The following is a 25,306-nucleotide window of genomic DNA, read 5'->3' as shown; positions in this document are numbered from 1 at the left end:
CAACAATGTGTATAAAATGACTTCACGCAAAATAAAAATAGGTCTACAACTTTTTATTTTGTCCAGTTCGCTAATTTTCATACGTGAAGGAAAGGAGAAAGAGATGTCTTTTTTACTGGTTGCTCTTGTCTTGACAGGTACGCTTGTCATCACTATCCCTACATTTAAACGTGTAAAAATAGTAAGAAACGATATGTCATGTTTGTCCATTATTATTCCAGCTAGAAATGAAGAAAAAAACCTTACCTTTTTATTGCAGTCACTCCAGTTACAGAACGCTGACTTTGAAGTGATTGTTGTAGATGACAACTCAACAGATCATACTGAGCGGGTAGCCAAAGCATTTGGCGTGAAAGTAGTGCACCCGGGGACACTTCCAGCTGGATGGTTAGGAAAGTCATGGGCATGCTGGAATGGAGCAAGAGAAGCAAAAGGCTCGGTGCTTTTGTTTTTAGATGCTGATCTTACAGTAGAGAAAGACGGAATTGAAAAAGTATTTTTCTACTATCAACAGCAAGGGGGGGTGCTGTCGGTTCATCCTTATCATCTTGTTAAGAGGCCTTATGAAATGTTTTCTGCTTTATTTCACTATGTTACGTTTGCATCGATTGGCGCTTTTCACCCCTTTAAAAATTGGAAAAGCCCTTCCGTCGGTTTCGGGCAGTGCTTACTTTGCAGCGCAGCCTCCTACTTTCAAAGCGGAGGCCACGAAGGGATAAAAAAAGAAGTGGTTGAAAATATGGCACTGGTTGAGAAAATGAGCAAACAAGGTGAATTTATTACGTGTATGAGTGGACAAGGAGCTCTTTCCATGCGCATGTATCCAGATGGTATGAAAAGCCTGATAAGAGGGTGGAGTAAAAGCTTTGCTTCAGGTGCGGGGAAAACGGAAGCCATTTATTTATTTCTAGTAAGTTTATGGCTTACTAGCATGATTAATTATGTTCTTTTTTTACCTACTCTATGGAATCAACATGCAGGCTTGGCAATTAGCAGTTATGTTTGCTATGTCAGTCTCTTATTTAATAGCTTAAGAAAAATAGGTTCGTTTACTTTTTTTTCTTTGTGCTTATTTCCTATTCACGTGCTGTTTTTTCTGGGCCTATTCGTATGGTCTTTCATCCAAACAGCGGTGAGAAAGCAAGTTAAATGGAAAGAACGCAGCATATCTATAGAAGAAGAAAAAAAGAAGAAAGTGATAAAATGACAGGCGCTCAGCTCTTAATTAATATCATGGCATGGTTTGTGATTCACATGTTCATCGCCTACAGGTGCACAAAAATTTCTGCCTTTTATTTAAAAAAAGACCTTGCGCTGTTTAAGGTTCAAAGCTGGGAAACAGTTGGAATATATAAAAAATTCGGGGTACACCGATGGAAAACGTGGCTTCCTGATGCAGGAAAGCTATTTCAACGAGGATTTTATAAAAAGAAATGGGAGAGCAGAACGAAGGAATATGCACAGCTTTTTTTAATTGAAACAAATCGAGCAGAGTTAACTCACTGGATCAGCATACTTCCTTCTATTCTTTTTTTTATATGGAACTCTCCTTCTATAGGTGTTTGGATGGTTATTTATGCGATTGTTGCAAACGTACCGTTTATTTTGGTTCAACGATATAATCGAATACGGATTCATCAAGTCGTTTTAAAACTCAAACGAAATTAATTAACGTGCCTTTGGCTCCGAGTAGGGGCCTCGGCTTTTATTTTTTTCTCCTTATTCGAAGACAATAACTTCTTGGATAAAAGGAAAAAAGAAGCAAAGGCGATATAAATACTAAAGAAGACTAAAAACCCCCATAAACCTGCTATGGCATCATCAAATTCCATATTGCCCCGGGTAGTAATTCCTTGCTGAATTTCAATGGCAAAAACTAAGACAAGCATAACGGTAAGGGTATAGATAAAGGAAATAGCTGTAATACTAAATTTCCATTTTGACAATAATTTAAAGATCATATAAACGCTTAAGAACGTGAGCAGTCCAATAATGCCAATAATCCAGAAGTGAAGTTCTTTATCTGAAAGAGAAAATCCTAGTAAATAAAAAATATAAATTAATCCGTCGTGCAATACATTAATAATATTTGTAATGAAAACAATACATTCTTTCATTTTTTCTCCTTTATAAAAATGTAAGACGTTTAAGCTTCTAGGTATACAAGCATGCATAGCCTGTACTCGTTCCAATTTTATATAAAAAATGCACTTTCTAGATCAGACGTTAAAGAGATCTGAAATTTCAAATAATATTTATAATTTATATTATAAACAAAAAGGTAAAAAAATAAAAATTTTCGATGCAAACTGACACATTTTTTTCATATTTAAAGAAAGAAATGACTCAAAATATGTGGTTTACTGTAGAAAGAAAAGAAAATAAGAGGTATTGATATAACAAATATTCACAAGTGCTTTTATGCATTCTCTTGTAAAGTAGAAGGAAAACTAAGGCAAGTGTTAAATTTATATGTATAGTGGACAAAATAAAAAATAAATATAAAATAGTGAAACCTAAAGAGAAGCTGTCCGTATTAAATAGTGAGAAGAAAAAAGTGCAGGATACATTTGTGTTTGAAAGCCGATAGAGCTGGGAATAAGAAAGTAGTTATTTTCTCACGTTTGGTGAAAATTATACGTAGCGGTGTTGACAATTTTTTTTAAAGAGTTAAAATGTGAAAGAACAGATTAGCTCTCTTACATTTTTTGTAAGAGAGATTTCTTTTTACATTTACTATAAAAATAAAAGTGAGCTTAAATTTCAATAGAGACAGAGGTGGGAATATGAAACAGCTCATGACAAACGGTAAAAATATTTTTTCGAAACAGCTGCCGTTATTTCTAATTGCAGTTTTGTTGTTTTGGATTAAAACGTATACCGTTTATCGTATCGAATTTAACTTAGGGCTAGACAATTTTATGCAAAAGTTCTTACTTTTCATAAACCCAATTGGTTCGGCAATTTTCTTTTTTGCCATTGCATTACTATTTAAAGGGCGCGGAAAAGTACGAGCACTGCTTGGAATGAATTTTTTACTTTCATTCATCCTGTACGCAAATGTAGTGTACTATCGCTTCTTTAATGATTTTATTACTGTTCCTGTATTGACTCAGTCAAACAACTTTGGTCAATTAGGCGGCAGTGCCATGGCTTTAATCAGCCCAACTGATATTTTATACTTCACAGATTTCTTTATTCTTTTAGTTTTAGTACTATGGAAAAAAGTTGACTTACCAGCAACAATTAGTCGACGTACTGTGACAGGTGTATTTTTATCAGGGATTTTATTCTTAAGTGCCAACATTGCACTAGCGGAAATGGATCGTCCTCAACTATTAACGAGAACATTTGACCGCAACTATTTAGTAAAATATTTAGGAACGTATAACTATACGATCTATGACATCATCCAGAGCTCGAAATCTTCAGCACAGCGCGCGCTAGCAGATAGCAGTGATGTGGCTGAGGTAGAGAACTATGCAAAAGCAACGTATGCTGAGCCGAACAAAGAATATTTCGGTCAAGCAAAAGGCAAAAACGTTATCTATATTTCATTAGAATCACTTCAGTCATTTATGATTGGTTATAAGTTAAATGGTGAAGAAGTAACGCCATTCTTAAATTCACTATTAAAAGATCAGAACACAATGTATTTCGATAACTTCTTCCATCAAACAGGGCAAGGTAAAACGTCAGATGCTGAATTCATGATGGAGAACTCATTATTCGGCTTACCTCAGGGTTCTGTATTTACAACAAAAGCAAATAACACCTATCAGTCGCTATCTGGTATTCTAGATCAGCAAGGCTATACAACATCTGTGTTCCACGGAAATGGAAAATCGTTCTGGAACCGTGATGAGATGTATAAATCAATGGGTGTAGAAAAATTCTTTGATTCAGCTTATTACAATATGTCAGACGAAGATACGCTGAACTATGGTTTAAAAGATAAACCATTCTTTAAAGAATCAATGCCGTACCTAAAAGGCTTAAAGCAGCCATTTAGCGCGAAGTTCATTACGTTATCAAACCACTTCCCTTATCCATTAGATAAGGAAGACCAAACGATTGGACCTCATAATACGGGAGATAAGTCAGTTGACCAATACTTCCAAACGGCTCGTTATTTAGATGAATCAATCAAGCAATTCTTTGAGGACTTACAGGCCTCTGGTTTAGCAGACAATACGATGGTTGTGATGTACGGTGACCACTATGGTATTTCTGAAAACCATAAGCGTGCAATGGGCAAAGTAATGGGTAAAAACATCAATGATTTTGAACAAGCTCAACTGCAGCGCGTACCATTATTTATTACTTCACCAGGCCTTAAAGGCGGCGTAAATCATACGTATGGTGGAGATGTAGATGTTCGTCCAACAGTGATGCATTTATTAGGTCTTGATACAAAAGACTATATTGACTTTGGTACAGACTTATTATCAAAAGAACATCAGCAAGTTGTACCTTTCCGTAACGGTGATTTTGTTACACCGAAGGTAACAAAAGTTGATCAGAAAGTGTATGACAACGCAACGGGCAAGCAGCTTTCAGATAAGGAAGCGAAACAGTATGATAAGTATGATGAACTAGTTAAGAAAAAGCTAGAACTATCAGATAAACTTGTTTACGGAGACTTACTCCGCTTTCATACACCAGAAGGGTTCAAACCAATTGAACGTTCGAAGTATGATTACAACAAGCGCGAAGATCAATAAAAAACAGGCAGCTATAAAAGCTGCCTGTTTTTTTGTTTTGTGAAACTTTTAAGGGATTTATCCGTATATAAATTATAACAGTAATCGTTTTAAGAGATGGGAAGACAATGGTATAATATGTATACGTTTAAAAGTTCGGTCACATTTAAGATAGGAGTGAAAGCGATGAAAGTCGTTCGAATCATAAAAAAGATTCTTGCCATTTGGGTAACAGGAGCAGTAGCCGTTCCGGTCAGCTATTTTGGATTCAGTACCACGATGATTCAATCCGTTGGCATTAGTATAGGAGTAATGGTCGTGATGAGCCTGTTTTTTATTATGAGCAGTGCTCGACGTCATTATCAAAATCCATATAGAGAAGAAATTGCATACGTGCGTCATCAAGTAAAAGAGGCAAGAAAGCAATTAAGAACCATTGGAAGCTATCGTTTTAAAATTCGGTCTGTTCATATGTGGACAGAACTTTCTAAACTATACAAAGTAGGCAAAAGCATCATTGAAATGGTAGAAAAAGAGCCCGCACGATATAAAGATGTTCAGCCCTTTTTTACGAACTACTTACAATCAACGGTTACCGTCATTGAAAGGTATATGTTTTTATTATCAAAACCAACGAAAAGCATAGAAGTAAAAGAAAGTCTTCATGAAGCGGAAGACATGCTGCGCGGGTTATCAGGGAAGTATGAGCATTTATTAACAAATGCTCTTTCACAAGATAAGCTGACATTAGATGTAGAGCTTAAAGTGCTAAAGCAAGCATTTGAAGAAGAGCAGCCGTATATACCGACAGCTACTAATCGCACAAAGTAATGTAAATGCAAAGGATGGGATTTTATGATGAAAGAATATGATCAAAATAAATCGTTAGATGCGCTGCTTGATGATCCTTTTGCTTCGCCTACCCCGCAGTTACAACCGGATACTCGCGCTGCAAAAAGAAACACATACGATGATTTGACACCGGAATATCAGGAAAAAGCACAGAAAATCGCAAATCAAATTGATTATAAAAATCAGCAGGCTATCTTACAGTACGGGGTAGCAGCTCAGTCAGAACTATCTCAGTTTTCTCAATCTGTACTACAGCATGTTCAAACGAAAGATACGGGACCAGTAGGAGACGTTATAGGAGATTTGATGAGTAAGATTCGCCAAGTAAATCCCGATGACTTTTCTTCAAAGAAAAAAGGAGTCATCGGTCGATTGTTTTCAGGAGTCTCTAGGCCTATTCAAAATTTATTAACAAAATATCAAAGCATTAATGTTGAAATTGATAAAATTGCAGATAAGTTAGAGCGCTCAAAACAAATGCTGTATCGAGACATTACAATGTTAGATAGCTTATATGATAAAAATAAACAGTTTTATGAGGCGCTTAACGTTTACATTGCAGCGGCAGAATACAAGTTAGTGGCGCTGCAGAATGAAACGCTGCCCCAGCTGCAGCAAACAGCCTCTCAAAAAAATGACTACTTAATGGCTCAGGAGGTCAATGATTTAAATCAATTTATCAATAGGCTAGAAAAACGAGTGCACGATTTAAAGCTGAGCCGTCAAATTGCCATTCAAAGTGCACCGCAGATTCGATTAATTCAAGAAGTCAATCAGACCCTTGTGGAAAAAATTCAAAGCTCTATTTTAACAGCTATTCCACTTTGGAAAAATCAAGTAGTCATCGCAACCACTTTATTACGCCAAAAGAAAGCAATGGAAGCCCAAAAACAAGTATCTAAGACAACAAACGACTTGCTTACTAAAAATTCAGAGCTGCTCAAGCAGAATACAATTGAAGTAGCTCGTGAAAACGAGGCGGGGATTGTCGATATCGAAACATTGAAAAAAACGCAGTCCGACTTGATTACTACGTTAGAAGAAGTACTAAAGATACAAGAAGAAGGGCGTACGAAGCGTACCGAGGCAGAATCAGAGCTGTATCAAATGGAAAAAGATTTAAAAACCAAATTATTAGATTTAAAATAAAAAAAGTCGGTTTACACTTTGTAAACCGACTTTTTTTAGATCTATCTACGCATTTTGAAGCGTTCTCGCCATTTCCAAAAACGGAGTTAAATCCCTTTCGGATTTAGGAGCAAAGATCGTTAATCGGAAAGTAGGGTGTTGATTTTGCTTTCGAACAAGAAAGCCGTATGCATTACTTTTATCATCGGACGCTTTGTACGCAGCTTCTATCTCTAAGCTAGAGTGAATGAGGTGCGTGTCAAGGGAAGCCACTTCCGAAAAGCCAGCTCTTAAAATTTCTTTTGTTTCTTTCTTCAGCTCCTCTACACTTTTATTTGAGGGAAACACTTCAATCCGCATCCACAAAGCATCATTTTTTTTATTGTAAATGACATCTTTTCGGGGCTCTTCTTCTGTAAACTCGTATCCTTCTAGTACGTAAAGCGTATAGTTTTGATTACTGCTTCTTTTAAGATAACCTACATCTGTTCTGCTGCTTCCTTTGTAAGGATAGGTGAAGTTTTGCTGTGGCAAGCGTTCTCTTGGAATTTCTTTTTGTGTGTTGATAAGCTCTTCGCGAAAAGCAGTTGAACAGCCACTCATCAAACATATAAAACAAACAAGAAATATCTTTTTTTTCATAGCTGGCTTCCTTATCTATTTTCATTCATGCGTTTTTACTGAGTTAACAATTGAAATTAACTTTTTTTCATCATCGGAATTTTTAGCCGTAACCATCGTGATTTTTAAAGCAGGGTGCCCCTTTGTTTCTCTTAATACATATAGTTTTGCCGTTTCTTTTTTACTCCCAGACATAGATGCAAACACAACGGGTTGAATAAATGGGGATGTAGAAGAAATTTTTAACGATTTTCCAAACTGGTCATCAAACAATTCTTTTGAACGATCTAGATATGGTGTGCTTGTACTTTCTTTCCCGGAAAGGACTTCAATTCGCATCCACGTATAGGGAGTCTTGGTTGAAAAAAGAATATCTTTTCCATCTTCTTCTTTTTGAAGCGTATATTCACCGGGCAATGAAAGAGAATATCCTTGTTCGCTTACGGTGAGCTGCTGATGTTTCTCGTTGCTTTCACTGATTGCTTTAACAGAAGGCAGTATAACCATGGTTCCGCTTATCATTAACAGAAGCGCTAAATAAAATTTTCGCATGTATATATCTCCTATTCAAAACGCTAGACAGCGTGTAATTACTATATAAAAATGTTTTCGCCATGTTAGAACCCGTAGGTTTATTTTTGACTTTTTGGTAAAGCTAAAAACACAATCAATTAGTAATGGAGAGAAGACTATGAAAAACCGTAAATCAACTTCTGCAGCTAATCGCCGTCAACAGCGCGTGTGTTTGGGTGATGAACGATTATTTGCAGTTGGTATTAAAGCGTTTATTGACAATACGCATGAATCACACCTAGACAAAAAAGGAGGTCATTGAGTGAAATGGTGCTTGTCAATTATTATTATTGTTTCCATTAATTTCTACGGTATTCAGGTGGATGCTGCAAAGAAGAGCAGATTTTATTATGAAAGAAAAGGAGATATCGTGTGGGAAGTTCCCATGAAAGATGAGAAGTTAATTGCGCTTACATTTGATGATGGACCAGATCCTAAATATACGCCGACTATTTTAAATTTATTGCAAAAATACGGTGCCAAAGCAACTTTTTTTGTAGTCGGCGATCGAATAACGTCATTTCCCAAGCTTGCTCAAAGAGAAGTTCGTGAAGGTCATGAACTTGCTAATCATACATATAGCCATTTGAAAGTAAGGGGCCAGGAAGTAGAGAGAATTGAACAAGAAATTGAAAAAGCGGATGAACGTATACAAGCTATTACAGGAATAAAACCTTACCTGTTTCGTCCACCTACTGGTTATTATGACGATCGGGTAGTAAAAGCTGCTAAAAATCAGCAGTATACGATTATTCTTTGGTCTTGGCATCAAGATACATTTGATTGGAGAAATCCAGGCGTCGGTAAAATTGTAAGTCAAGTGCTTAACCATGCCAGGTCAGGAGATATTGTATTGTTTCATGATACGGGAGGAGATCGAACTCAAACCATTGAAGCATTAAAACAAATTTTACCGAAGTTAAAGGAAGAGGGGTATAAATTTGTAACGGTCTCAGAACTTTTAAAACATCATCCCAATTATAAATCTCTTTATTTGATGCAACAGCAAAAACAGCACTCCGTTCAATAAGCGGGTGCTGTTTTTCTAGTAAAAGCTTTAGCCAATCTTTTAACTGGTTTTTCCTTCTCTTTCGTCCCCATCAGACGTATTTTTTTGGAAAAATGCTTTTACTTTATCTCGTTTTTTCTTCGAAATAAGAATATATAATGTATCACCTGCAAAAATTTGTGTATTTCCTCTAGGTGTAAGTAATTTATCATCTCGAATAACAGCAGTCACTAAAATATCTTCAGGGAGGTGAAGTTCTTCAAGCGATTTTCCAGATATATCTGCATGTTCCACGAGCTTCAACTCAATCATTTCATTTTTGGTTTTGCCCATTGAAACAAGCTCGAGACTGTGAGGAACCGTCTCTTTTTCACCTTGAGAAAGGTTTAGAAATTTGGCTAAAGGAGCGATTGTTGCTCCTTGAAGAAGAGCGGAAGTTAAGACCACAAAGAAAACGACGTTAAAAATGAGCGTGCTGTTCTCCAAACCTGCCATCATAGGGTAAGTAGCCAATACAATTGGAACAGCTCCTTTTAAACCGGCCCAAGAAATAAACAGTTTTTCTTTGGATGAGTATTTAGCAAACATCATCGAAATAAATACGCCGAGCGGACGAGCGACAAACATAAGTAAAAGAGATAACAGTATACTCTGCCAAATGATATCTAGCAGTTGATTAGGAAAGACAAGAAGGCCGAGTAAAATAAACATTAAAATTTGCATCATCCATGCAAAACCTTCGTTAAAGCGAACAATTGTGTGACGATAAGTTAGATCTGCATTTCCTACTACCACTGCCATTACGTATACAGCAAGTAGACCGCTTGCCTCTACAAATGTGGAAATTCCATAGGTTAAGGCGGCCAATGACAATGTAAGCACAGGGTAAAGCCCAGAAGAATCCAAATTAATTCGATTAATAATCCAAACGGATGCTTTTCCAAGTACTAAACCAAGTACCAGCCCGATTCCCATTTGCCAAAAGAAATTAAAGATTAATGAGAGGATAGGAGAGTCTGGATGTTGAATTAATTCAATAATAGAAACGGTTAAGAAAATGGCCATCGGATCGTTGGAACCAGATTCTGCTTCTAGCGTGGAGTTTAGTTTTTGGCGGATGTTCTGTGTCCCTAGCACAGAGAACACGGCTGCAGCATCTGTAGAGCCAACGATTGCCCCAAATAAAAAGCCTTCAAGCCAAGTAACACCTAAAATATATTTGGCAAGCACACCCGTTAAAACTGTCGTAATGAGGACTCCGAAAGTAGCTAATGAAACGGAAGGGCGAACAACGCGTTTAACATCTTTCCATTTGGTCTGCACGCCTCCATCAAAAAGAATAATGATAAGCGCTAATATTCCGAATCCTTGTGTTAAAAGAGCATTGTCAAAGTAGATGTAGTGGCTAACAACCATTCCTACAATAATAAAGAGTACAAGCGAAGGGACCCCAAGGCGAGTAGAGAACTTTGCAGTAAGTACCCCTATGACAAGGAGAATGGATAATAAGAGAATTGAATGGTCTACCGTAAAATCCAAAAAATACACCTCTTTTGTTCAAAATTTTTATGTAAGCAATAAGTGAGGTTCCTCTATAATAATTGTAGCATAATGGATTTAAAACCTTGAGAAATCTGCTTATCAAAAAAAGAGATGCATAAACATCTCTTTTTTGGTCATGTATGAATAACAGGGATAGATTCTTATTTAACATCTTGCTCGTGATAAAGATGAGGAGCTTTAAATGTTGCTTTCTTTTTAACGGAAGAACCTTGTTGGTCTGGACGGGAACGATCGTAAATAGCTGTTCCAACAATCTCAGCCACATCTTGAAGTTTTTCTTTGCTTATTTTATCAAGGGTATCTTCAGGCGTATGATACCAAGGTTCAGACGGACTGTGAATAAATAGAGCAGCCGGTATTCCTGCCTCTGCAAAAGGAACGTGATCACTGCGGCCGCCAGCTTGGAATGGCGTAGGTGATCCATTTAATCTGGTACTTGAAGCTTGAGCTAATTCTGTGACAAGATTTGGTGTTCCATCAGCTGTATTCATCACCAAATCTCCCGCATCTCGACTTCCTACCATGTCTAAATTAAACATTCCAACAATACGATTTTTCTCATTTTCAGATAGCTCACTAACATAATGCTCGGATCCTAGTAAGCCTACTTCTTCAGCTCCGAATGTAACAAATCGCAGTTCTGTATCGGTAGGAAGAGTTTTAAATACGCGAGCTAATTCAAGCACCATTGCTGTTCCAGAAGCATCGTCATTTGCCCCAGGTGCTCCGGCCACAGAATCATGATGAGCACCTACTACAATAATATCATTTGTTCCTTTTTTCTTAAAAGTAGAAGGTTTAGCAGCGGTTACATTATAAGATGTTCGCTCACTTACGACAGCTCCTTCAATTTTTACTGTACCTGAAGGCTTTTCGCCTTTTTGAATAGAAGTAAGAATCTTTTCACCTTCTTCTTTGGTAACAGCAAGAGACGGAATGTAGTTATCATTAGCGCCGCCAAGCGTTCCGTTTAGCTCACCGTCTGTATTATTAAAAATAATGACGGCTGCAGCCCCTTTTTCAGCAGCATTTAATACTTTTTCACCAAAAGTAATAGTGCCTCGCTGAACTAATACAATTTTACCTGTCACATCTTTGTTTGCTAAATTATCTTTTGTACCCAGCCCTCCATCGACAATTTCAGCTGTGACATTTCCATTGGTGCTATAAGTAAAAGTTGTTGGAGAGTAGCCGGTACCGTTTACGCTTAGTGAAAAACTAGCTGCTGGTGTGTAACCGGTAAAGGTAAAAGGTTCCACTTCGCTCTCATAGCCTAGTTTAGACAAACGCTTTTGAACAAATGTAGCAGCTTCGCGTTCAGCTTCAGTTCCTGCCACACGAGGTTTTTTTGAGAGATACGCAATGTCTTGATAAATTTTCTCAGCATTGATTTTTTTTAATACTTTTTGTTCAGAACTTTGATGGTGAGAAGCATTTGCAGAAGTAGAAGCTTGTACACTTGTAAAAGATAAAGTCAAACTTGTGGCTACAGCCAAAGAAATCACGGTTTTTTTCATTAAAATCCCCCTAAATTTATCGATGTAGTTGGTACTATTCGAATTTACAATATTAAGAAAATACAAAAAAGAGTATTATTACCTAAATGTTCCAGGATATTCCGTATCTAAATTCCTATTTTAATAGAGAAAATAATTCAAATAAAATGAAAATGCGGAAACAAATAAAGAGGATAAAAGAAACTGTGTCAAAAGTAATAAGAAAAGGTATTAGATAAGAATAAAAAAATAAGGTAAACTAGTTTAAAAGTAAGAAGAATATTCAGAACTTAATTGATGAAACATAGAGAGTATTCACATAAAAAACAAAGGCTGGTGGGAAATATTGATAAAAAATAGGGAGGGTGTACGAAAAGCAGCGGCGGTAACGGGTCTTCTGCTTTTAGGGGTGTACACCGTCTTTCAAACAATGGCATTTTTTAAAGGAGCATATGCTCTTAGCAGTTTGATAAAAGATAGTTTACTAGTGGGCATAACGGCTGGCACGTTTTATTTACTTCATAAGCGTTCGGTTTATACCCAGGTGTCTGATGAACAGTATCAGCTTGCTACATTAATAAACTCAATGCCAGATTTTATTTGTTTTAAAGATGGAGCTGGCAAATGGGTGGCGGTGAACGATTTTGGAAGAGAACTTTATCATTTAAAGGGTATTGATTACAGGGGTAAAACCGATGCAGAGCTTGGGGAGCTTGTGCCTTTCTTTCAAGCGGCTTTCTTACACTGTATTTCATCGGATGAAGAAGCTTGGAGAAAAAAGGAAAAGGTACGCATGGAAGAAGCATTTGAAATACCAAACGGCGAGGTCAAAACATTTGACGTCATTAAAGTACCTGTGTTTTTTGATGATGGCTCAAGAAAAGCTCTTATTACGATTGGACGAGATATCACTCAGCAAAAGCTTGCAGAAGCGCTTCTGATAAAAAAGGAAAAGCTTTCTGTAGTAGGCGAATTAGCTGCTGGAATTGCCCATGAAATTAGAAATCCGCTTACGAGTATTAAAGGGTTTGTTCAGCTCATGAAAGAAACAGACCGATCCGCGGTAGGGTATGCTAATATCATGCTTGATGAGCTGGAACGAATTAATGGTATTGTTAGTGAAATGCTCCTGTTGTCAAAACCTGAAAGTGAACATTTTCGCGTGTTTTCTCTTACAGAAGCGGTTAAGTATGTAATGAGTCTAACTTCCCATGAAGCTTTATTGAAAAATATTGACTTCTTATACGATGAACAAACAAATAACGCTAGTGTATATGGAAATAAAAATCACCTTATCCAAGTATTACTTAATGTTTTTAAAAACGCAATTGAAGCCATGGATAAGCCTGGAAATATTTATATCACAATCAAAACAGCGCAGGATGACCATATTTTTATAGAAGTTAGAGATGAAGGAGTAGGAATTTCTAAAGACCGTCTAGAACATATAGGAGAACCGTTTTTTACTTTAAAAGAAAAAGGAATGGGGCTTGGATTAACAATCAGCTCTAAAATTATTCATGATCATCACGGTACCCTGCAGATTGAGAGTGAACAGAAAAAAGGGACGATTGTTAAAATCCGACTGCCTCTGTATGTCGAAGATACGGCGGTTTTTGCAAGCAAATGAAATGTTGTAAACGAAAAGTAATGAAAACGTCATCCATTTCTTATTGCTAAACGCAGCTGTACATGATGTAATAAAAGAAACGAACATGTCAGGAAGGTAGCAAAATGAGACGTGCAGATCAAAAAATTATATTACCGTATACACCGGAAAATTTAAGAATGCTATTGCTTCAAGTATGTGACGGAGAAAATCCGTTTTCCCATCAAGACCTTGCGTATTGGTGTGATAAATATACTCTCCATTATTATGAGTATGAAGCGGATGAAACGCAGTGGATGAATGATATGCAGCAGACAGATAATAGGCAAGATCTAGCTAAATCCTATGCCATTGCTAAAGATATTGGCTGGCAGTGGTACTTTTATATGGCTAGAGGAACGACGCTATCTGATATTCAATATGTCGAGCTTCACGAACTAGAATTACCCAGACATTTGTTTGTAAAATGGCTAAATGAATTATATGAAATGTAATCCTATATATGAATTGTAGTACATCCGGTCTGATGAAAGAAAGGCCATCTCTGGTAACGGAGCAAAAGACCACTGAAGTACATACAAGCGTAAAATAGAAAGCTAAGGAAAATCCTTAGCTTTTTTGTTTTGTCAAAATTATTCAAAAAAACTGTCTTTAGGAAAAAACATAAAACCTAGTTGACTTATTGGTATTGTTGTATTATAAGTAATAGAGACATAAATTATGGAAAAATTACAGGGGGAACATCTATGAATAACTTATTAGTCATTCTAAACATCCTTATTATGCTGGCACTGCTTGCGGGGCTGTTTATGATGCAGAAAAAACATGTATCATTTTCAAAGCGTGTGTTCACGGCGCTTGGCCTAGGGATTATTTTTGGTTTTGCTCTTCAGTGGGTGTATGGTCTGACTCATGAAGTAACGATAGCGACCGCCGATTGGTTTAGCATTGTAGGAAGCGGATATGTGAAGTTTCTTCAAATGATTGTCATGCCGCTTGTATTTGTATCGATTGTAGCGGCATTCACTCGTTTGAAATTGACGAGCAATATTGGAAAGATTAGTAGTTTAATTATTGGGATTTTGCTTGTCACAACAGCGATAGCAGCTGCAATTGGTATTTTTACAACAACGAGCTTTAATTTAGAATCTGTCCAAATCACAAAAGGGGAAGCGGAACTTCAGCGCGGAGAGGACTTGGAAAACAATTTATCTAGTTTAGAAGCAAAAACAATTCCGCAGCAAGTAGTAGAATTATTACCTGCTAACCCGTTTCTTGATTTAACAGGCGCACGATCAACTTCCACGATTGGCGTTGTCATCTTTGCCGCATTTGTTGGAATTGCGTATTTAGGCGTGAAGCGTAAAAAAGCTGAGGAAGCGGCGTTATTTTCAAAAATTATTGATACGCTTTATGCAATTGTCATGCGTGTAGTGACGCTAATTCTTCGTTTAACTCCTTATGGGGTACTTGCAATTATGACCAAAACAGTAGCAACGAGTGATATTGATGCAATTGTTAAACTTGGAAAATTTGTTGTAGCATCATATGTCGCATTGGCAGCTATGTTTATCGTTCACTTAGTTATTCTAACAATCATCGGTGTAAATCCGATCACATATGTTAAGAAAGTATTTCCTGTATTGGCGTTTGCCTTTACTTCTCGTACGAGTGCTGGAGCATTGCCTTTGAATGTTAACACACAAACAAGACAGTTAGGGGTTCCAGAAGGAATTGCGAATTTTGCAGGTTCATTTGGTCTTACAATCGGTCAAAACGGATGCGCTGGAATATATCCAGCTATGTTAGCCGTTATGATTGCACCAACGGTAGGTATTGATCCTTTAACGCCTTCATTTATTTTCACGTTGATTGCCATTGTAGCAATTAGTTCGTTTGGCGTAGCAGGGGTTGGCGGAGGAGCGACATTTGCGGCTTTACTTGTATTATCCTCTATGAATTTGCCCGTAGCGCTAGCAGGCTTATTAATTTCAGTAGAACCACTGATTGATATGGGACGTACGGCACTTAATGTAAGTGGAAGCATGACAGCCGGAGTCGTAACTAGTAAACTAACAAAAGAGTTAGATACAAACGTATACAACGATCAAACCATCTCACCTGAAACAGCAGAAGTGTAAAAGAGATACGGTATCCATAGTTAACATTGTTAACTATGGATTTTTTTCTTTATCCGCATAAAATAGGAAAAAATACTTATGATAACGCTTTCAAAAAAGGTTATAGTGAAAAATGTGTACGTACTTTATTTTACGGGAGGGTTTTAATTGAAACGTAGTTGGACTAAATATGCAATGGTACTGACGGCTTTACTCTTACTAGTAAGCTCTTTTTTTAGCCCGTTTATGCAATCGTTTGCATCTGCAGCGGATACCACAAAACTCACGATTCACTATCAGCCTGCTTCAAACGATACAAAAGAATGGGGATTATGGGTTTTTCCTGAAGGAGGAGAAGGGAAGCCTTACGCATTTACAGGGGAAGATCAATTTGGAAAAGTAGCGGAAGTTGAACTACCCGGTACTTATGACAAAGTAGGTTTTATTGTACGAACAGAGTCGTGGGAAAAAGATGGAGGAGACCGCTTCGTTTCAGTGGAGAACGGTGAAGGAGAAGTATGGGTAAAAAGTGGAGATGAACATACATATACGTCTCCTCCTGACGGTGAATATCGAGATTTACCGGAATTTGATAAAGTAAACGTTACCTTAAACTATCATCGGTACGATGGAGATTATAGCGGGTGGAACATTTGGACATGGCCAGGTGATGAAAAAGAAGGCAAGCAAATCGAATTTACGGAAGACACGAATTTTGGGAAGAAAGCAACTTACACAATTAACAGTGGAAGTGGTAATTTATTTGACAAAATTGGTTTTATTGTACGCCATTCTACTAGTGACAGCGATTGGGAAAATAAAGACGGAGGAAACCGCTTTATTACCAAGGTTGGTAAAGATGGGAATGTAGAAGTATGGATTGTTCAAGGGCAAAATCGAATTTATTACGATAGAGCTGGAGTAGATCTCACTCGGAAAATCATGAAGGCGACGATGGATACGTTTAATCAAATCACCTTAGAAACAAACGTACCGTTTGACTCTTCTAAGAGTTTAGGAGACATTGAAATTGACGGAGCTCAAATTGAGAAAGTGACACCTTATAAAGAGGGAGGAGACGCTGTTACTACTAAAATTAAAATCATAACAAAACGGCCTTTGGACGTTACACAAACGTATAGAGTTAAGCAAAAAGGATACGGATCAGCTGATGTAGTCAATGGAAATGTCGTGCGTACGAAAGAATTTGACGAAAAGTATGCATATAGCGGAAACGATTTAGGAAACACATATTCTAAGAAACAAACAAATTTTCGCGTATGGGCTCCAACTGCAAGTGAAGCCAAGCTAGTGACTTATTCGTCATGGAACTCGAAAGCTTTAAAAGAAATTTCTATGACTAAAAGTGAAAAAGGAACGTGGAAAGCGGAGTTAAAAGGAAATCAAGATGAACTAATTTATACGTACAAAGTAAAAATTGGGAACGTCTGGAATGAAGCGGTTGATCCATATGTACGAGCAACAACGGTCAATGGAGATCGCGGAGTCGTCGTAGATTTGGCTAAAACAAATCCGAAAAAGTGGAGTACAAATAAGCCGAAATTTAAAAATCCAGAAGATGCCATTATCTATGAACTGCACGTACGAGATTTATCGTCTCAAAAAGAGAGCGGTATCAAAAACAAAGGAAAATATTTAGGCGTAGCGGAGTGGAATACGAAAGGACCAAATGGAGTAAAAACAGGACTCAGTCATATTAAAGATTTAGGTGTAACGCACGTCCAGTTCCTGCCTATTTACGATTATCGTACGGTGGATGAAACGAAATTAAACGAGCCGCAGTTTAACTGGGGATATGATCCGAAAAATTATAACGTCCCAGAAGGCTCCTATTCAACAAACCCATATAATCCTAAGACTAGAATTATTGAGCTCAAACAAATGATTCAAACGCTTCATGACAAGCAGCTTCGCATGGTAATGGACGTTGTTTATAATCACGTGTATGCAGTGAGTGAGCATAGTTTTGATAAACTAGTTCCAGGCTACTACTTCCGTTATAAAGAAGATGGAACTCTATCCAACGGAACAGGTGTTGGAAACGACACGGCGTCTGAACGGAAAATGGTTCGGAAGTTTATCGTAGATTCTGTTGCGTATTGGGCAAAAGAGTACCACATTGACGGGTTTCGGTTTGATTTAATGGGGATTCACGATACAAAGACAATGAATGAAGTGAGAAAGAAGTTAGATGAACTTGATCCTTCCATTATCGTCTTAGGAGAGGGCTGGGATCTAGGAACCGAGCTTGACGCTAAGCTCAAAGCTAACCAGAAAAACGCTCAGGATATGAAGCGCATCGCTCACTTTAATGACAGTATGCGGGATGGTCTTAAAGGCAGCGTATTTTTTGATTATGACAACGGATTTGTGAATGGAAAGCAAGGACAAGAAAAGCTCATACAGCAAAGTATAGCAGCTGGAATTGATTATGATCGTTCAACTGCCACGTATGAAGATCCAGATCAAGTTGTTACGTATGTAGAAGCGCACGATAACCATACGTTATGGGATAAGCTTCAGCTGACGAACCCTGCTGACACCGAGCAAACGAAAAAGCAAATGCACAAGCTTGCTTCTTCTATTATTTTAACATCTCAAGGAATGAACTTTATACATGCAGGTCAAGAGTTTATGAGAACAAAAGGCGGAGACCATAACAGCTATCAGTCACCCGATTCTGTCAATCAGCTAGATTGGAAGCGCCGAGCAGCTTTCAGACAAGAAGTAAATTACATGAAGGGACTTATTGCGCTTCGAAAGCAATATTCGTCATTTAGAATGACGAGTGCACAGGCTATTCATCAAAATTTACGCTTTGTTGATGCACCAGCAAACGTAGTAGGTTATACGTTAAATGCTAAAGCTAATAAAGATAAAGCAAACGAAATAATGGTGATTCATAATGCAAATAAACAAGCTCAAACGGTTCATTTGCCTTCTAACAGAACGTGGAGATTACTTGTTGACGGCGAGCGGGCCGGAACAAAAACGCTCCGTACGGTGAAAGGAAATACAATAAACGTTTCGCCTCTTTCGACATTTGTACTAGTAAGATAAGTTTTAGATAGCTAGAATGCATGTAGAAAAATTCAGAATATTGTATGCAAAATTGTTGATTTTACTAGATAACATGGTAAAATATTTATTGTTAGCGTTTTCAAAATTCGTGGGGAGGTATGTATTTGATGCAAAATCTTGGAGCGAAAAAAGTTGAAATGAGTCCGAAAGTAGTGGAGTTTTTAAAAGGAGTTAAACAGCTATACATTAATGGCGAATGGGTAGACTCTGTTTCAGGAAAAACGTTTGAAACAGTAAATCCAGCAACGGGTGAAAAGTTGGCAGATGTAGCTGAAGCAAATCCAGAGGATATTGATCGCGCCGTCAGAGCGGCTAGAGAAGCCTTTGATCATGGACCTTGGACAAAGATGTCAGCAGCTGAAAGAAGTCGACTTATTTATAAATTAGCTGATTTAATGGAAACACATCAATTGGAACTTGCGCAGCTTGAAACGCTTGATAACGGAAAACCAATTCGTGAAACATCAAATGCAGACATTCCATTAGCCATCGAACATTTCCGCTACTTTGCAGGGTGGTCAACTAAAATGGTTGGACAAACTATTCCTGTGCAAGGAGCGTATTTTAACTATACGAGATATGAACCAGTAGGAGTTGTTGGCCAAATTATTCCGTGGAACTTCCCGCTTTTAATGGCCGCTTGGAAGCTCGGAGCCGCTTTGGCAACTGGATGTACAATTGTGCTCAAGCCAGCCGAGCAAACGCCTCTTTCTGCACTTTACTTAGCTCGACTAGCCGATGAAGCAGGATTCCCAAAAGGCGTGCTAAACATTGTGCCAGGCTACGGGAAAACAGCAGGTGAACCGCTCGTTCATCATGATCTTGTCGATAAAATTGCTTTTACAGGATCTACTGCTGTCGGAAAAGCAATTATGAAACAAGCTAGCGACTCTTTAAAGCGTGTGACGTTAGAGCTTGGAGGAAAATCACCAAACATTATCCTCCCGGATGCAGACTTAACAAAAGCTGTTCCTGGTGCGCTTTCAGGTATTATGTTTAACCAGGGACAAGTATGTTGTGCTGGAAGTCGTCTGTATGTCCAAAAAAGCTTATATGATAATGTCGTAGCTGATTTAGTTTCTCAAACGAAATCTATTAAACAAGGAAATGGATTAGCTGATGAGACAACAATGGGTCCGCTTGTATCTGCGCAGCAGCAAAAACGAGTGAAAACCTATATTGATAAAGGAATTGAAGAAGGAGCGGAAGTACTCGCAGGAGGAAACATACCGTTTGATCAAGGCTATTTCGTAGAACCGACTATCTTTGCAGATGTCGATCATTCGATGACGATTGCTCGTGAAGAAATCTTTGGTCCGGTTGTAGCTGCTATGCCGTTTGACGATCTTGATGATTTGATTGCCAAAGCAAATGATACAGCATATGGTCTAGCAGCAGGCGTTTGGACACAGGATTTAAAGAAAGCACACTATATTGCTCATGGTATTAAAGCGGGTACAGTTTGGGTGAACTGTTACAACGTATTTGATGCAGCAAGCCCGTTTGGAGGTTATAAGCAGTCGGGAATTGGTCGTGAAATGGGAAGCTATGCGCTTGATAATTACACTGAAGTGAAAAGCGTATGGATCAATATGGAATAATAAGTAAGATTTTTTGTGAAAATCAATAGCATATCTTTGTGTGAAAAAGAGTAGTCTTTAGTGGACTACTCTTTTATTTGTTTAAGTCCCGCATTTTTAGAAAAGGAGTGATAACATTGCCGGTTATACAGGGCCCCTCGTCGTATAAGCTTACCGGTCACCTGCAAAAGTTTAGAGAGAACCCATTGGGTTTTTTGGAAAACTTGACTCAGTATGGAGAAATTGCAACATTTAGAGTTGCGCACAAACGCTTTTATGTAACGAGAGACCCTCAACTTATTAAAGATGTAGTCATTACAAACAGCAAGGCGTTTCAAAAAATTAAACTAACGCATATGTTTAAAACGCTGCTGGGTGAAGAAATGTTATGGACAGATGAAGCATTATACATGAGCCCCATTCAACCCTCACAACTTAAACAACATCTAACTTATAATAAGGAAGCAATCGCAAAAATAATTGAAAAGCATACGGAAACGTGGGAAGAAGGGCAGCTTCGAACGATAGTAAAAGACATAAGACAGATAGTCGTAGCTGTACTCCTTCAACTTGTATTTGGCATTTCGATTGAGGATAAAGACAAAATTCACTATGTTCAAGCACTTATGAGAAAAAAAGAAAAGTTAGGAAAAATTTATATTCGTCTACCCTTGCACCAGCCTGACTCAGATGAGCAGCTAGAACAACTCCTTTTTGAACGCGTTCAAATGCGTGTTCAAAACAAAACCGAAGGAAATGACTTACTGCAGTGTGTATTAAATTCTCACGGGGAAGACATCGATGAAAGAGAAATATACGAACAGCTAAATTCTATATTCCTTTCGATGTATGAAATGATTACGCACGTATGCAGCTGGTCTATTCATTTACTGTCTCAAAATATTAGGGAGCACCTTCAGCTGCATAAAGAAATTCAAGCCTATGCTAGCGGTGAATCACTTTCAACCAAAAATTTGACCTATATGCGCAAAATAATTGCTGAAAGCATGAGGCTGTATCCGCCTCTTTGGCTATTTGGGCGTCAAGCACGTGAAGATATACAAATAGATGGTTACAGCATTAAAAAAGGGGAGATTATGTTAATTAGCCCTTATATGATGCATCGCCATGAAGATTACTTTTTAGAGCCCAGTGAATTTTTACCTGACCGTTTTGAAAAAGGAGGGTCCATTGATGTCCCAAGCTATATGTATATGCCGCTTGGGATTGAGCATCAAGCGGAAAGAGGCATGGACTATATCACTGAAATAGTAACTATTTTTCTGTCAGAAATGACAAAGCGCTTTTTATTTCAACTGACTAAGCCCGAGCCTATTGCTCCGATGGCGGGCGTTATGCTGAATATGAAAGAAGAACTGGATGTGAATGTTCACAAAGTTCACACGCAGTCTTGAATGAACGGGAATCCTTTCCCTCTTTATATCAGGCTGTCAATTTATTGACACATCCTGCATTGAGATTTATCATAGGATAATATTTGATAGAGATTACTGAAGGATTTTTAGAGGGGACTATGGATAAAACAATTAAACAGTTAGTGTCGCTAGTTGAAACATCATTACTAACGCAAGTTAAGATTCAAAGTGAAAGTGACTATGATCCAGTTGAAGTTACGAACAAAACAAAAGAGTGGGTACTTATTGGTAAAGGAAACTATGCCGGTGTGTTTACGCACGAGAATTATCCTGAATTTGTCGTAAAAGTATACGGAAGAGACGTTTATGGTGTAAAAAAAGAAGCGCAAGTGTATAGAAAGCTGGGCGTTCACCCAGCTTATTCTCAACTTTTTCATGAGGGAAAGACGTACTTGATTTTAAAAAGACTTACAGGTGTTACTTTGTATGATGCTGTACAGCGGGGAATAAAGATTCCAGAACAAGTCATAAAAGATGTGAACAAAGCTTTGGACTATGCAAGAAGCCAGGGGTTAAACCCGTATGATGTGCATGGCAAAAATGTCATGATGAAAGATGGAAGAGGATATGTGGTGGATATTTCTGACTTTTATAAGGAGGGTATTGATAAAAAATGGACAGACCTTGTAAAAGCTTATTACACCTTTTATCCGTTTATTGATAAATACCATATCCGCTTGCCGTATCCGCTTTTAAACGTTATCAGAAAAGCATATCGTCTATATCGTAGAATCAAATCAAAAAGGAGTTTCCGCTAAAGGGAACTCCTTTTTAAGATGAAATACAGCGCAGTACGTGCTGCTGTTCAAAAGTTGGTTTTAATTTGAATAGAATGGTTTGTAGTATTTCAGATTGATAGACAAATTTTAGCGTATGTTTAAGGGAAAGAGGATGTAAGAAAGAACGTATTCTTTTTTCAGCATAACGTATCACCTGTTCTTCATAAAATAAAGTACGTGCGGAGATTTTAGCGTGAATATCTTTTGTTAGTTCGATTGTAAACTGGATAATCATTAAATCAGTGTCTTTACAGTATTTTTCTAGTAGCATAATATCACCTCCATTTTGTCAACTCATTTACATAATCTTAATATAAAATTTACAAATGTCAATAAAACACGGAAAAATAAATGGTAAGACTGCTCTTTTTATATGTTGAATAAACAACAACGTTACAGAGGTGAGTAAAGTTGAATATTAACGTCGGGTTTGCAATTTTAGCTGATATTGATAATAAGATGACGGCTGCTATTTATGTGGAAAATCAAATTGTAGCGATTATAGCTGGACCTTCAGATATTCTGTATGAAAAGTTGAAAAAAGTGTTTTTATAATAGAGAAAAGATGTAATTGTAAATATGATTCATAAAAAGCTTAAAAATTCTATGAAATAGTCGAAATAAAAGATGAGGATAAAATACACAAAAAGAAAGAACAGGAAGTTAAGGATAGGAGAATTACATATGGATAAAACATCTTTTATTGGACTGATTTTAGGAATAGCCTCTCTTATTGTAGGCATGTTTTTCAAAGGGGTTAATCCATCTGTGTTAGGAAATCCGGCTGCTATTTTAATTATTATTGTCGGAACCGTCGGAGCAGTAGTGATTGCATTTCCTTCAAATGAAATCAAAAGAGTCCCAAAACTGTTTGGTGTCCTGTTTAAAGAACAAAAAATGCTGCAGCCCGTTGATTTAGTATCCATGTTTTCAGAATGGGGACAAGTTGTTCGAAAAGAAGGGTTACTATCACTTGAAGCCCAAATTATTGATGTAGATGACCCTTTCTTAAAAAATGGTTTGAATTTAGCTATTGATGGTCAAAGTGCGGATTATATACGAGACGTGTTGTCTGAAGAAATTGATGCTATGGAAGAGAGACATCAAACGGGTGCAAGTATTTTCGCTTTAGCAGGTACATATGCTCCAACTCTGGGTGTACTTGGAGCTGTTATAGGGTTAATTGCTGCGCTTGGGAACATGGAAGATACGGATACGCTAGGACATGCGATCAGCGCGGCGTTTGTTGCTACGCTTCTTGGTATTTTTACTGGGTATGTACTATGGCATCCGTTTGCAAATAAACTGAAGCGTAAATCGAAACATGAAGTAAAGGTAAAGTATATGATGATCGAAGGAGTGCTTTCACTTCTAGAAGGAGAAACACCGAAAGTAATTGAGCAAAAGCTGGCTTCCTATTTGCCAACAGCGGAACGTAAAAAGCTTCTTCAAGAAAGCGAAGTGGGCACAAATGAGTAGACGCAGAAAACGAAAGCATGAAGAGGACCATGTTGACGAAAGCTGGCTGCTTCCTTACTCAGATTTGCTTACACTTTTACTTGCTTTATTCATTGTATTGTTTGCAATGAGCTCAGTGGATGCGCAAAAATTTAAGAACCTTTCCCGCGCATTTAATGAAGCGTTCGTTGGAGGAACGGGCGTGATGGAATTTCAATCTCTGCAGGAATCTGAAGAAGCGGTTCAGCCTTCAAATACTCCTGCAGCTAAAAGTACGGAAAAAACAAATGAAGTAGAGACAGCTTCCAATCAGTCTCCTGCTTCTTCACAATCTTTAACGAGCGAACAAAAGGAGCAAACCATTCGAGAAGCTGATCAAGAAGAGCTTCAGCAAATTCAATCTAAAATTAATGCGTATATTCAAAAGAAAAACTTAACAAATCAATTACAGACTTCGCTAACCGAGGAAGGTCTCTTAATTTCCATTCGAGACAATGTATTGTTTGATTCGGGAAGAGCACAAGTGCGGAGTGAAGATACAAAAATCGCAAATGATATTTCAGAGCTTTTGGTGATTGATCCTCCTCGTAATATTATTATTAGCGGCCACACCGATAACGTACCTATTCGCAACGCTGGTTTTGAATCCAACTGGGAGTTAAGCGTGATGAGAGCAGTTAACTTTATGAAAGTTATCTTAAAAAACGATAAGCTTAATCCAAGCATGTTCAGTGCAAAAGGATTTGGAGAGTTCAAACCGGTGACATCTAACAATACAGCAGAGGGGAAAGCGAAAAATAGAAGGGTTGAAATATTGATTACTCCTCGTACAATTAAACAGCCGTAAAAGCAGTCCTGCTTTTACGGCTGTTTTTCTATGTGTTATAAAGCTAAGAGTCTTCTCTTTTCAAAGTTTCCTCGTACTAACTTGAGGTCCATTCCATCTAAAATCAAATCAATGAGAGCGCCTTTAAAGACATCTGCTGTTTTTTTCTTATCATTGGACTGCAAATATTGCACGCGATACCACTTGCCTTCAACTTGAAAGTACATAAAACGTCCGTGCGTAAAGTCAATCCAAAACTTGGTAGGTTGTCCATTGAGATTTTTATAAACATATCCCCAGCTTCGTCCTTGGTGAGCGTCCTTCATTTTAGGGCGAGCTGTATTAAATACTTCGTAATATACTTTATGCTTAATATCATAGAGCATCATGTGACAGTCCTCCTATTTATAGACGTGCTAGCAGGTAAAGATATATTTGTATACAACAAGTA

The 25,306-nt window shown here is 37.7% G+C and carries 24 protein-coding genes; 17 read left to right on the top strand and 7 right to left on the bottom strand.

Translation table 11 applies throughout. The features are described 5' to 3' along the window. Positions 1 to 103 precede the first annotated feature (103 nt). Both ACRPLY_RS03625 and ACRPLY_RS03620 read left to right on the top strand, forming a co-directional pair. On the top strand, positions 104 to 1,207 hold the full coding sequence (locus ACRPLY_RS03625) for a glycosyltransferase (RefSeq protein WP_034269311.1): 1,104 nt from the start codon (positions 104 to 106) through the stop codon (positions 1,205 to 1,207). Beyond that, entirely contained in the window at positions 1,150 to 1,668 is a 519-nt protein-coding gene (locus tag ACRPLY_RS03620; protein ID WP_432231560.1) for a glycosyl-4,4'-diaponeurosporenoate acyltransferase, read from the top strand. The genes ACRPLY_RS03625 and ACRPLY_RS03620 overlap by 58 nt, the downstream gene beginning before the upstream one ends. Here the strand turns inward: ACRPLY_RS03620 and ACRPLY_RS03615 are convergent. Beyond that, a complete protein-coding gene (locus ACRPLY_RS03615; RefSeq protein WP_140450757.1) occupies positions 1,665 to 2,117 on the bottom strand; it encodes a DUF3810 domain-containing protein in 453 nt (150 codons plus the stop codon). The two genes, ACRPLY_RS03620 and ACRPLY_RS03615, sit on opposite strands and share 4 nt — an antisense overlap. Positions 2,118 to 2,786: 669 nt before the next feature. Between ACRPLY_RS03615 and ACRPLY_RS03610 the strand changes: the two genes are divergently transcribed. The 3 genes from ACRPLY_RS03610 (at position 2,787) to ACRPLY_RS03600 (ending at position 6,704) form a co-directional block, all read left to right on the top strand. Beyond that, positions 2,787 to 4,724 carry an LTA synthase family protein gene (locus tag ACRPLY_RS03610; RefSeq protein ID WP_013056729.1) on the top strand — a complete coding sequence of 646 codons (1,938 nt, stop codon included), beginning with the start codon at positions 2,787 to 2,789 and terminating at the stop codon, positions 4,722 to 4,724. A 165-nt stretch (positions 4,725 to 4,889) separates the two neighbouring features. After that, positions 4,890 to 5,534, top strand: coding sequence for a 5-bromo-4-chloroindolyl phosphate hydrolysis family protein (locus ACRPLY_RS03605; protein ID WP_028413622.1), 645 nt, complete (start codon positions 4,890 to 4,892; stop codon positions 5,532 to 5,534). A gap of 24 nt (positions 5,535 to 5,558) precedes the next feature. Next, positions 5,559 to 6,704, top strand: a complete 1,146-nt coding sequence (locus ACRPLY_RS03600) for a toxic anion resistance protein (RefSeq protein ID WP_432231559.1) — start codon at positions 5,559 to 5,561, stop codon at positions 6,702 to 6,704. A 45-nt stretch (positions 6,705 to 6,749) separates the two neighbouring features. Here the strand turns inward: ACRPLY_RS03600 and ACRPLY_RS03595 are convergent, their stop codons facing one another. Together ACRPLY_RS03595 and ACRPLY_RS03590 are read right to left on the bottom strand one after the other, a co-directional pair. Then, a complete protein-coding gene (locus ACRPLY_RS03595) occupies positions 6,750 to 7,325 on the bottom strand; it encodes a hypothetical protein (protein ID WP_430054619.1) in 576 nt (191 codons plus the stop codon). Positions 7,326 to 7,346: 21 nt separating this feature from the next. Further along, entirely contained in the window at positions 7,347 to 7,856 is a 510-nt protein-coding gene (locus ACRPLY_RS03590) for a hypothetical protein (RefSeq protein ID WP_033578782.1), read from the bottom strand. Between the two features lie 139 nt (positions 7,857 to 7,995). Here ACRPLY_RS03590 and ACRPLY_RS03585 point away from each other — a divergent pair, with 139 nt between their 5' ends. Continuing rightward, positions 7,996 to 8,139 carry a hypothetical protein gene (locus ACRPLY_RS03585; protein ID WP_013056734.1) on the top strand — a complete coding sequence of 48 codons (144 nt, stop codon included), beginning with the start codon at positions 7,996 to 7,998 and terminating at the stop codon, positions 8,137 to 8,139. Continuing rightward, the gene (locus tag ACRPLY_RS03580) at positions 8,140 to 8,907 is read left to right on the top strand and encodes a polysaccharide deacetylase family protein (RefSeq protein WP_033578783.1); all 768 of its coding nucleotides are present in this window, start codon (positions 8,140 to 8,142) and stop codon (positions 8,905 to 8,907) included. 39 nt (positions 8,908 to 8,946) lie between these two features. Here the strand turns inward: ACRPLY_RS03580 and ACRPLY_RS03575 are convergent, their stop codons facing one another. Further along, positions 8,947 to 10,425: a potassium/proton antiporter gene (locus ACRPLY_RS03575; protein ID WP_432231558.1), complete on the bottom strand. Its 1,479-nt coding sequence runs from the start codon at positions 10,423 to 10,425 to the stop codon at positions 8,947 to 8,949. A gap of 164 nt (positions 10,426 to 10,589) precedes the next feature. Continuing rightward, positions 10,590 to 11,966 (bottom strand): M28 family peptidase, encoded by a 1,377-nt coding sequence (locus ACRPLY_RS03570; protein WP_034269289.1) that lies wholly within the window; start codon positions 11,964 to 11,966, stop codon positions 10,590 to 10,592. A gap of 325 nt (positions 11,967 to 12,291) precedes the next feature. On the opposite strand from ACRPLY_RS03570, the gene ACRPLY_RS03565 reads away from it, so the two are divergent. The 7 genes from ACRPLY_RS03565 (at position 12,292) to ACRPLY_RS03535 (ending at position 22,550) form a co-directional block, all read left to right on the top strand. After that, a complete protein-coding gene (locus ACRPLY_RS03565; RefSeq protein WP_033578786.1) occupies positions 12,292 to 13,575 on the top strand; it encodes an ATP-binding protein in 1,284 nt (427 codons plus the stop codon). A gap of 104 nt (positions 13,576 to 13,679) precedes the next feature. Beyond that, complete coding sequence (locus tag ACRPLY_RS03560) at positions 13,680 to 14,048, top strand: hypothetical protein (RefSeq protein ID WP_013056739.1); 369 nt, start codon at positions 13,680 to 13,682, stop codon at positions 14,046 to 14,048. Between the two features lie 252 nt (positions 14,049 to 14,300). Beyond that, positions 14,301 to 15,695, top strand: coding sequence for an L-cystine transporter (locus tag ACRPLY_RS03555; protein WP_432231557.1), 1,395 nt, complete (start codon positions 14,301 to 14,303; stop codon positions 15,693 to 15,695). Between the two features lie 174 nt (positions 15,696 to 15,869). Next, positions 15,870 to 18,755 carry a type I pullulanase gene (gene pulA, locus ACRPLY_RS03550; RefSeq protein ID WP_432231685.1) on the top strand — a complete coding sequence of 962 codons (2,886 nt, stop codon included), beginning with the start codon at positions 15,870 to 15,872 and terminating at the stop codon, positions 18,753 to 18,755. A gap of 128 nt (positions 18,756 to 18,883) precedes the next feature. Continuing rightward, on the top strand, positions 18,884 to 20,377 hold the full coding sequence (locus ACRPLY_RS03545; RefSeq protein WP_013082880.1) for an aldehyde dehydrogenase family protein: 1,494 nt from the start codon (positions 18,884 to 18,886) through the stop codon (positions 20,375 to 20,377). A 107-nt stretch (positions 20,378 to 20,484) separates the two neighbouring features. Further along, complete coding sequence (locus ACRPLY_RS03540; protein WP_080963438.1) at positions 20,485 to 21,771, top strand: cytochrome P450; 1,287 nt, start codon at positions 20,485 to 20,487, stop codon at positions 21,769 to 21,771. Positions 21,772 to 21,890: 119 nt separating this feature from the next. Further along, a complete protein-coding gene (locus ACRPLY_RS03535) occupies positions 21,891 to 22,550 on the top strand; it encodes a serine/threonine protein kinase (protein WP_028413611.1) in 660 nt (219 codons plus the stop codon). Between the two features lie 13 nt (positions 22,551 to 22,563). Here the strand turns inward: ACRPLY_RS03535 and ACRPLY_RS03530 are convergent, their stop codons facing one another. Then, positions 22,564 to 22,842 carry a hypothetical protein gene (locus ACRPLY_RS03530; RefSeq protein WP_014460422.1) on the bottom strand — a complete coding sequence of 93 codons (279 nt, stop codon included), beginning with the start codon at positions 22,840 to 22,842 and terminating at the stop codon, positions 22,564 to 22,566. Between the two features lie 140 nt (positions 22,843 to 22,982). Between ACRPLY_RS03530 and ACRPLY_RS03525 the strand changes: the two genes are divergently transcribed. The 3 genes from ACRPLY_RS03525 (at position 22,983) to ACRPLY_RS03515 (ending at position 24,876) form a co-directional block, all read left to right on the top strand. Next, positions 22,983 to 23,126: a hypothetical protein gene (locus ACRPLY_RS03525; protein ID WP_014460421.1), complete on the top strand. Its 144-nt coding sequence runs from the start codon at positions 22,983 to 22,985 to the stop codon at positions 23,124 to 23,126. A gap of 129 nt (positions 23,127 to 23,255) precedes the next feature. After that, the gene (gene motA, locus ACRPLY_RS03520) at positions 23,256 to 24,050 is read left to right on the top strand and encodes a flagellar motor stator protein MotA (protein ID WP_033578789.1); all 795 of its coding nucleotides are present in this window, start codon (positions 23,256 to 23,258) and stop codon (positions 24,048 to 24,050) included. After that, the gene (locus ACRPLY_RS03515) at positions 24,043 to 24,876 is read left to right on the top strand and encodes a flagellar motor protein MotB (RefSeq protein ID WP_432231556.1); all 834 of its coding nucleotides are present in this window, start codon (positions 24,043 to 24,045) and stop codon (positions 24,874 to 24,876) included. Before motA ends, ACRPLY_RS03515 begins: the two co-directional genes overlap by 8 nt. A gap of 35 nt (positions 24,877 to 24,911) precedes the next feature. Here the strand turns inward: ACRPLY_RS03515 and ACRPLY_RS03510 are convergent, their stop codons facing one another. Continuing rightward, positions 24,912 to 25,244 carry a hypothetical protein gene (locus ACRPLY_RS03510; RefSeq protein WP_033578790.1) on the bottom strand — a complete coding sequence of 111 codons (333 nt, stop codon included), beginning with the start codon at positions 25,242 to 25,244 and terminating at the stop codon, positions 24,912 to 24,914. Positions 25,245 to 25,306: the final 62 nt, after the last annotated feature.

The sequence above is a fragment of the Priestia sp. TGN 0903 genome (assembly GCF_050846855.1).
GTDB lineage: Bacteria > Bacillota > Bacilli > Bacillales > Bacillaceae_H > Priestia > Priestia zanthoxyli.
This window is presented reverse-complemented; position numbering and strand designations above follow the sequence as displayed.

What these genes read in the sequence shown, in the direction of transcription:
- ACRPLY_RS03625 (WP_034269311.1), top strand. Translation starts at nt 104, where the DNA reads ATGTCTTTTTTACTGGTTGCTCTTGTCTTGACAGGTACGCTTGTCATC.
- ACRPLY_RS03620 (WP_432231560.1), top strand. Translation starts at nt 1,150, where the DNA reads ATGGAAAGAACGCAGCATATCTATAGAAGAAGAAAAAAAGAAGAAAGT.
- ACRPLY_RS03615 (WP_140450757.1), bottom strand. Translation starts at nt 2,117, where the DNA reads ATGAAAGAATGTATTGTTTTCATTACAAATATTATTAATGTATTGCAC.
- ACRPLY_RS03610 (WP_013056729.1), top strand. Translation starts at nt 2,787, where the DNA reads ATGAAACAGCTCATGACAAACGGTAAAAATATTTTTTCGAAACAGCTG.
- ACRPLY_RS03605 (WP_028413622.1), top strand. Translation starts at nt 4,890, where the DNA reads ATGAAAGTCGTTCGAATCATAAAAAAGATTCTTGCCATTTGGGTAACA.
- ACRPLY_RS03600 (WP_432231559.1), top strand. Translation starts at nt 5,559, where the DNA reads ATGATGAAAGAATATGATCAAAATAAATCGTTAGATGCGCTGCTTGAT.
- ACRPLY_RS03595 (WP_430054619.1), bottom strand. Translation starts at nt 7,325, where the DNA reads ATGAAAAAAAAGATATTTCTTGTTTGTTTTATATGTTTGATGAGTGGC.
- ACRPLY_RS03590 (WP_033578782.1), bottom strand. Translation starts at nt 7,856, where the DNA reads ATGCGAAAATTTTATTTAGCGCTTCTGTTAATGATAAGCGGAACCATG.
- ACRPLY_RS03585 (WP_013056734.1), top strand. Translation starts at nt 7,996, where the DNA reads ATGAAAAACCGTAAATCAACTTCTGCAGCTAATCGCCGTCAACAGCGC.
- ACRPLY_RS03570 (WP_034269289.1), bottom strand. Translation starts at nt 11,966, where the DNA reads ATGAAAAAAACCGTGATTTCTTTGGCTGTAGCCACAAGTTTGACTTTA.
- ACRPLY_RS03560 (WP_013056739.1), top strand. Translation starts at nt 13,680, where the DNA reads ATGAGACGTGCAGATCAAAAAATTATATTACCGTATACACCGGAAAAT.
- ACRPLY_RS03555 (WP_432231557.1), top strand. Translation starts at nt 14,301, where the DNA reads ATGAATAACTTATTAGTCATTCTAAACATCCTTATTATGCTGGCACTG.
- pulA (WP_432231685.1), top strand. Translation starts at nt 15,870, where the DNA reads ATGGTACTGACGGCTTTACTCTTACTAGTAAGCTCTTTTTTTAGCCCG.
- ACRPLY_RS03545 (WP_013082880.1), top strand. Translation starts at nt 18,884, where the DNA reads ATGCAAAATCTTGGAGCGAAAAAAGTTGAAATGAGTCCGAAAGTAGTG.
- ACRPLY_RS03535 (WP_028413611.1), top strand. Translation starts at nt 21,891, where the DNA reads ATGGATAAAACAATTAAACAGTTAGTGTCGCTAGTTGAAACATCATTA.
- ACRPLY_RS03530 (WP_014460422.1), bottom strand. Translation starts at nt 22,842, where the DNA reads ATGCTACTAGAAAAATACTGTAAAGACACTGATTTAATGATTATCCAG.
- motA (WP_033578789.1), top strand. Translation starts at nt 23,256, where the DNA reads ATGGATAAAACATCTTTTATTGGACTGATTTTAGGAATAGCCTCTCTT.
- ACRPLY_RS03515 (WP_432231556.1), top strand. Translation starts at nt 24,043, where the DNA reads ATGAGTAGACGCAGAAAACGAAAGCATGAAGAGGACCATGTTGACGAA.
- ACRPLY_RS03510 (WP_033578790.1), bottom strand. Translation starts at nt 25,244, where the DNA reads ATGATGCTCTATGATATTAAGCATAAAGTATATTACGAAGTATTTAAT.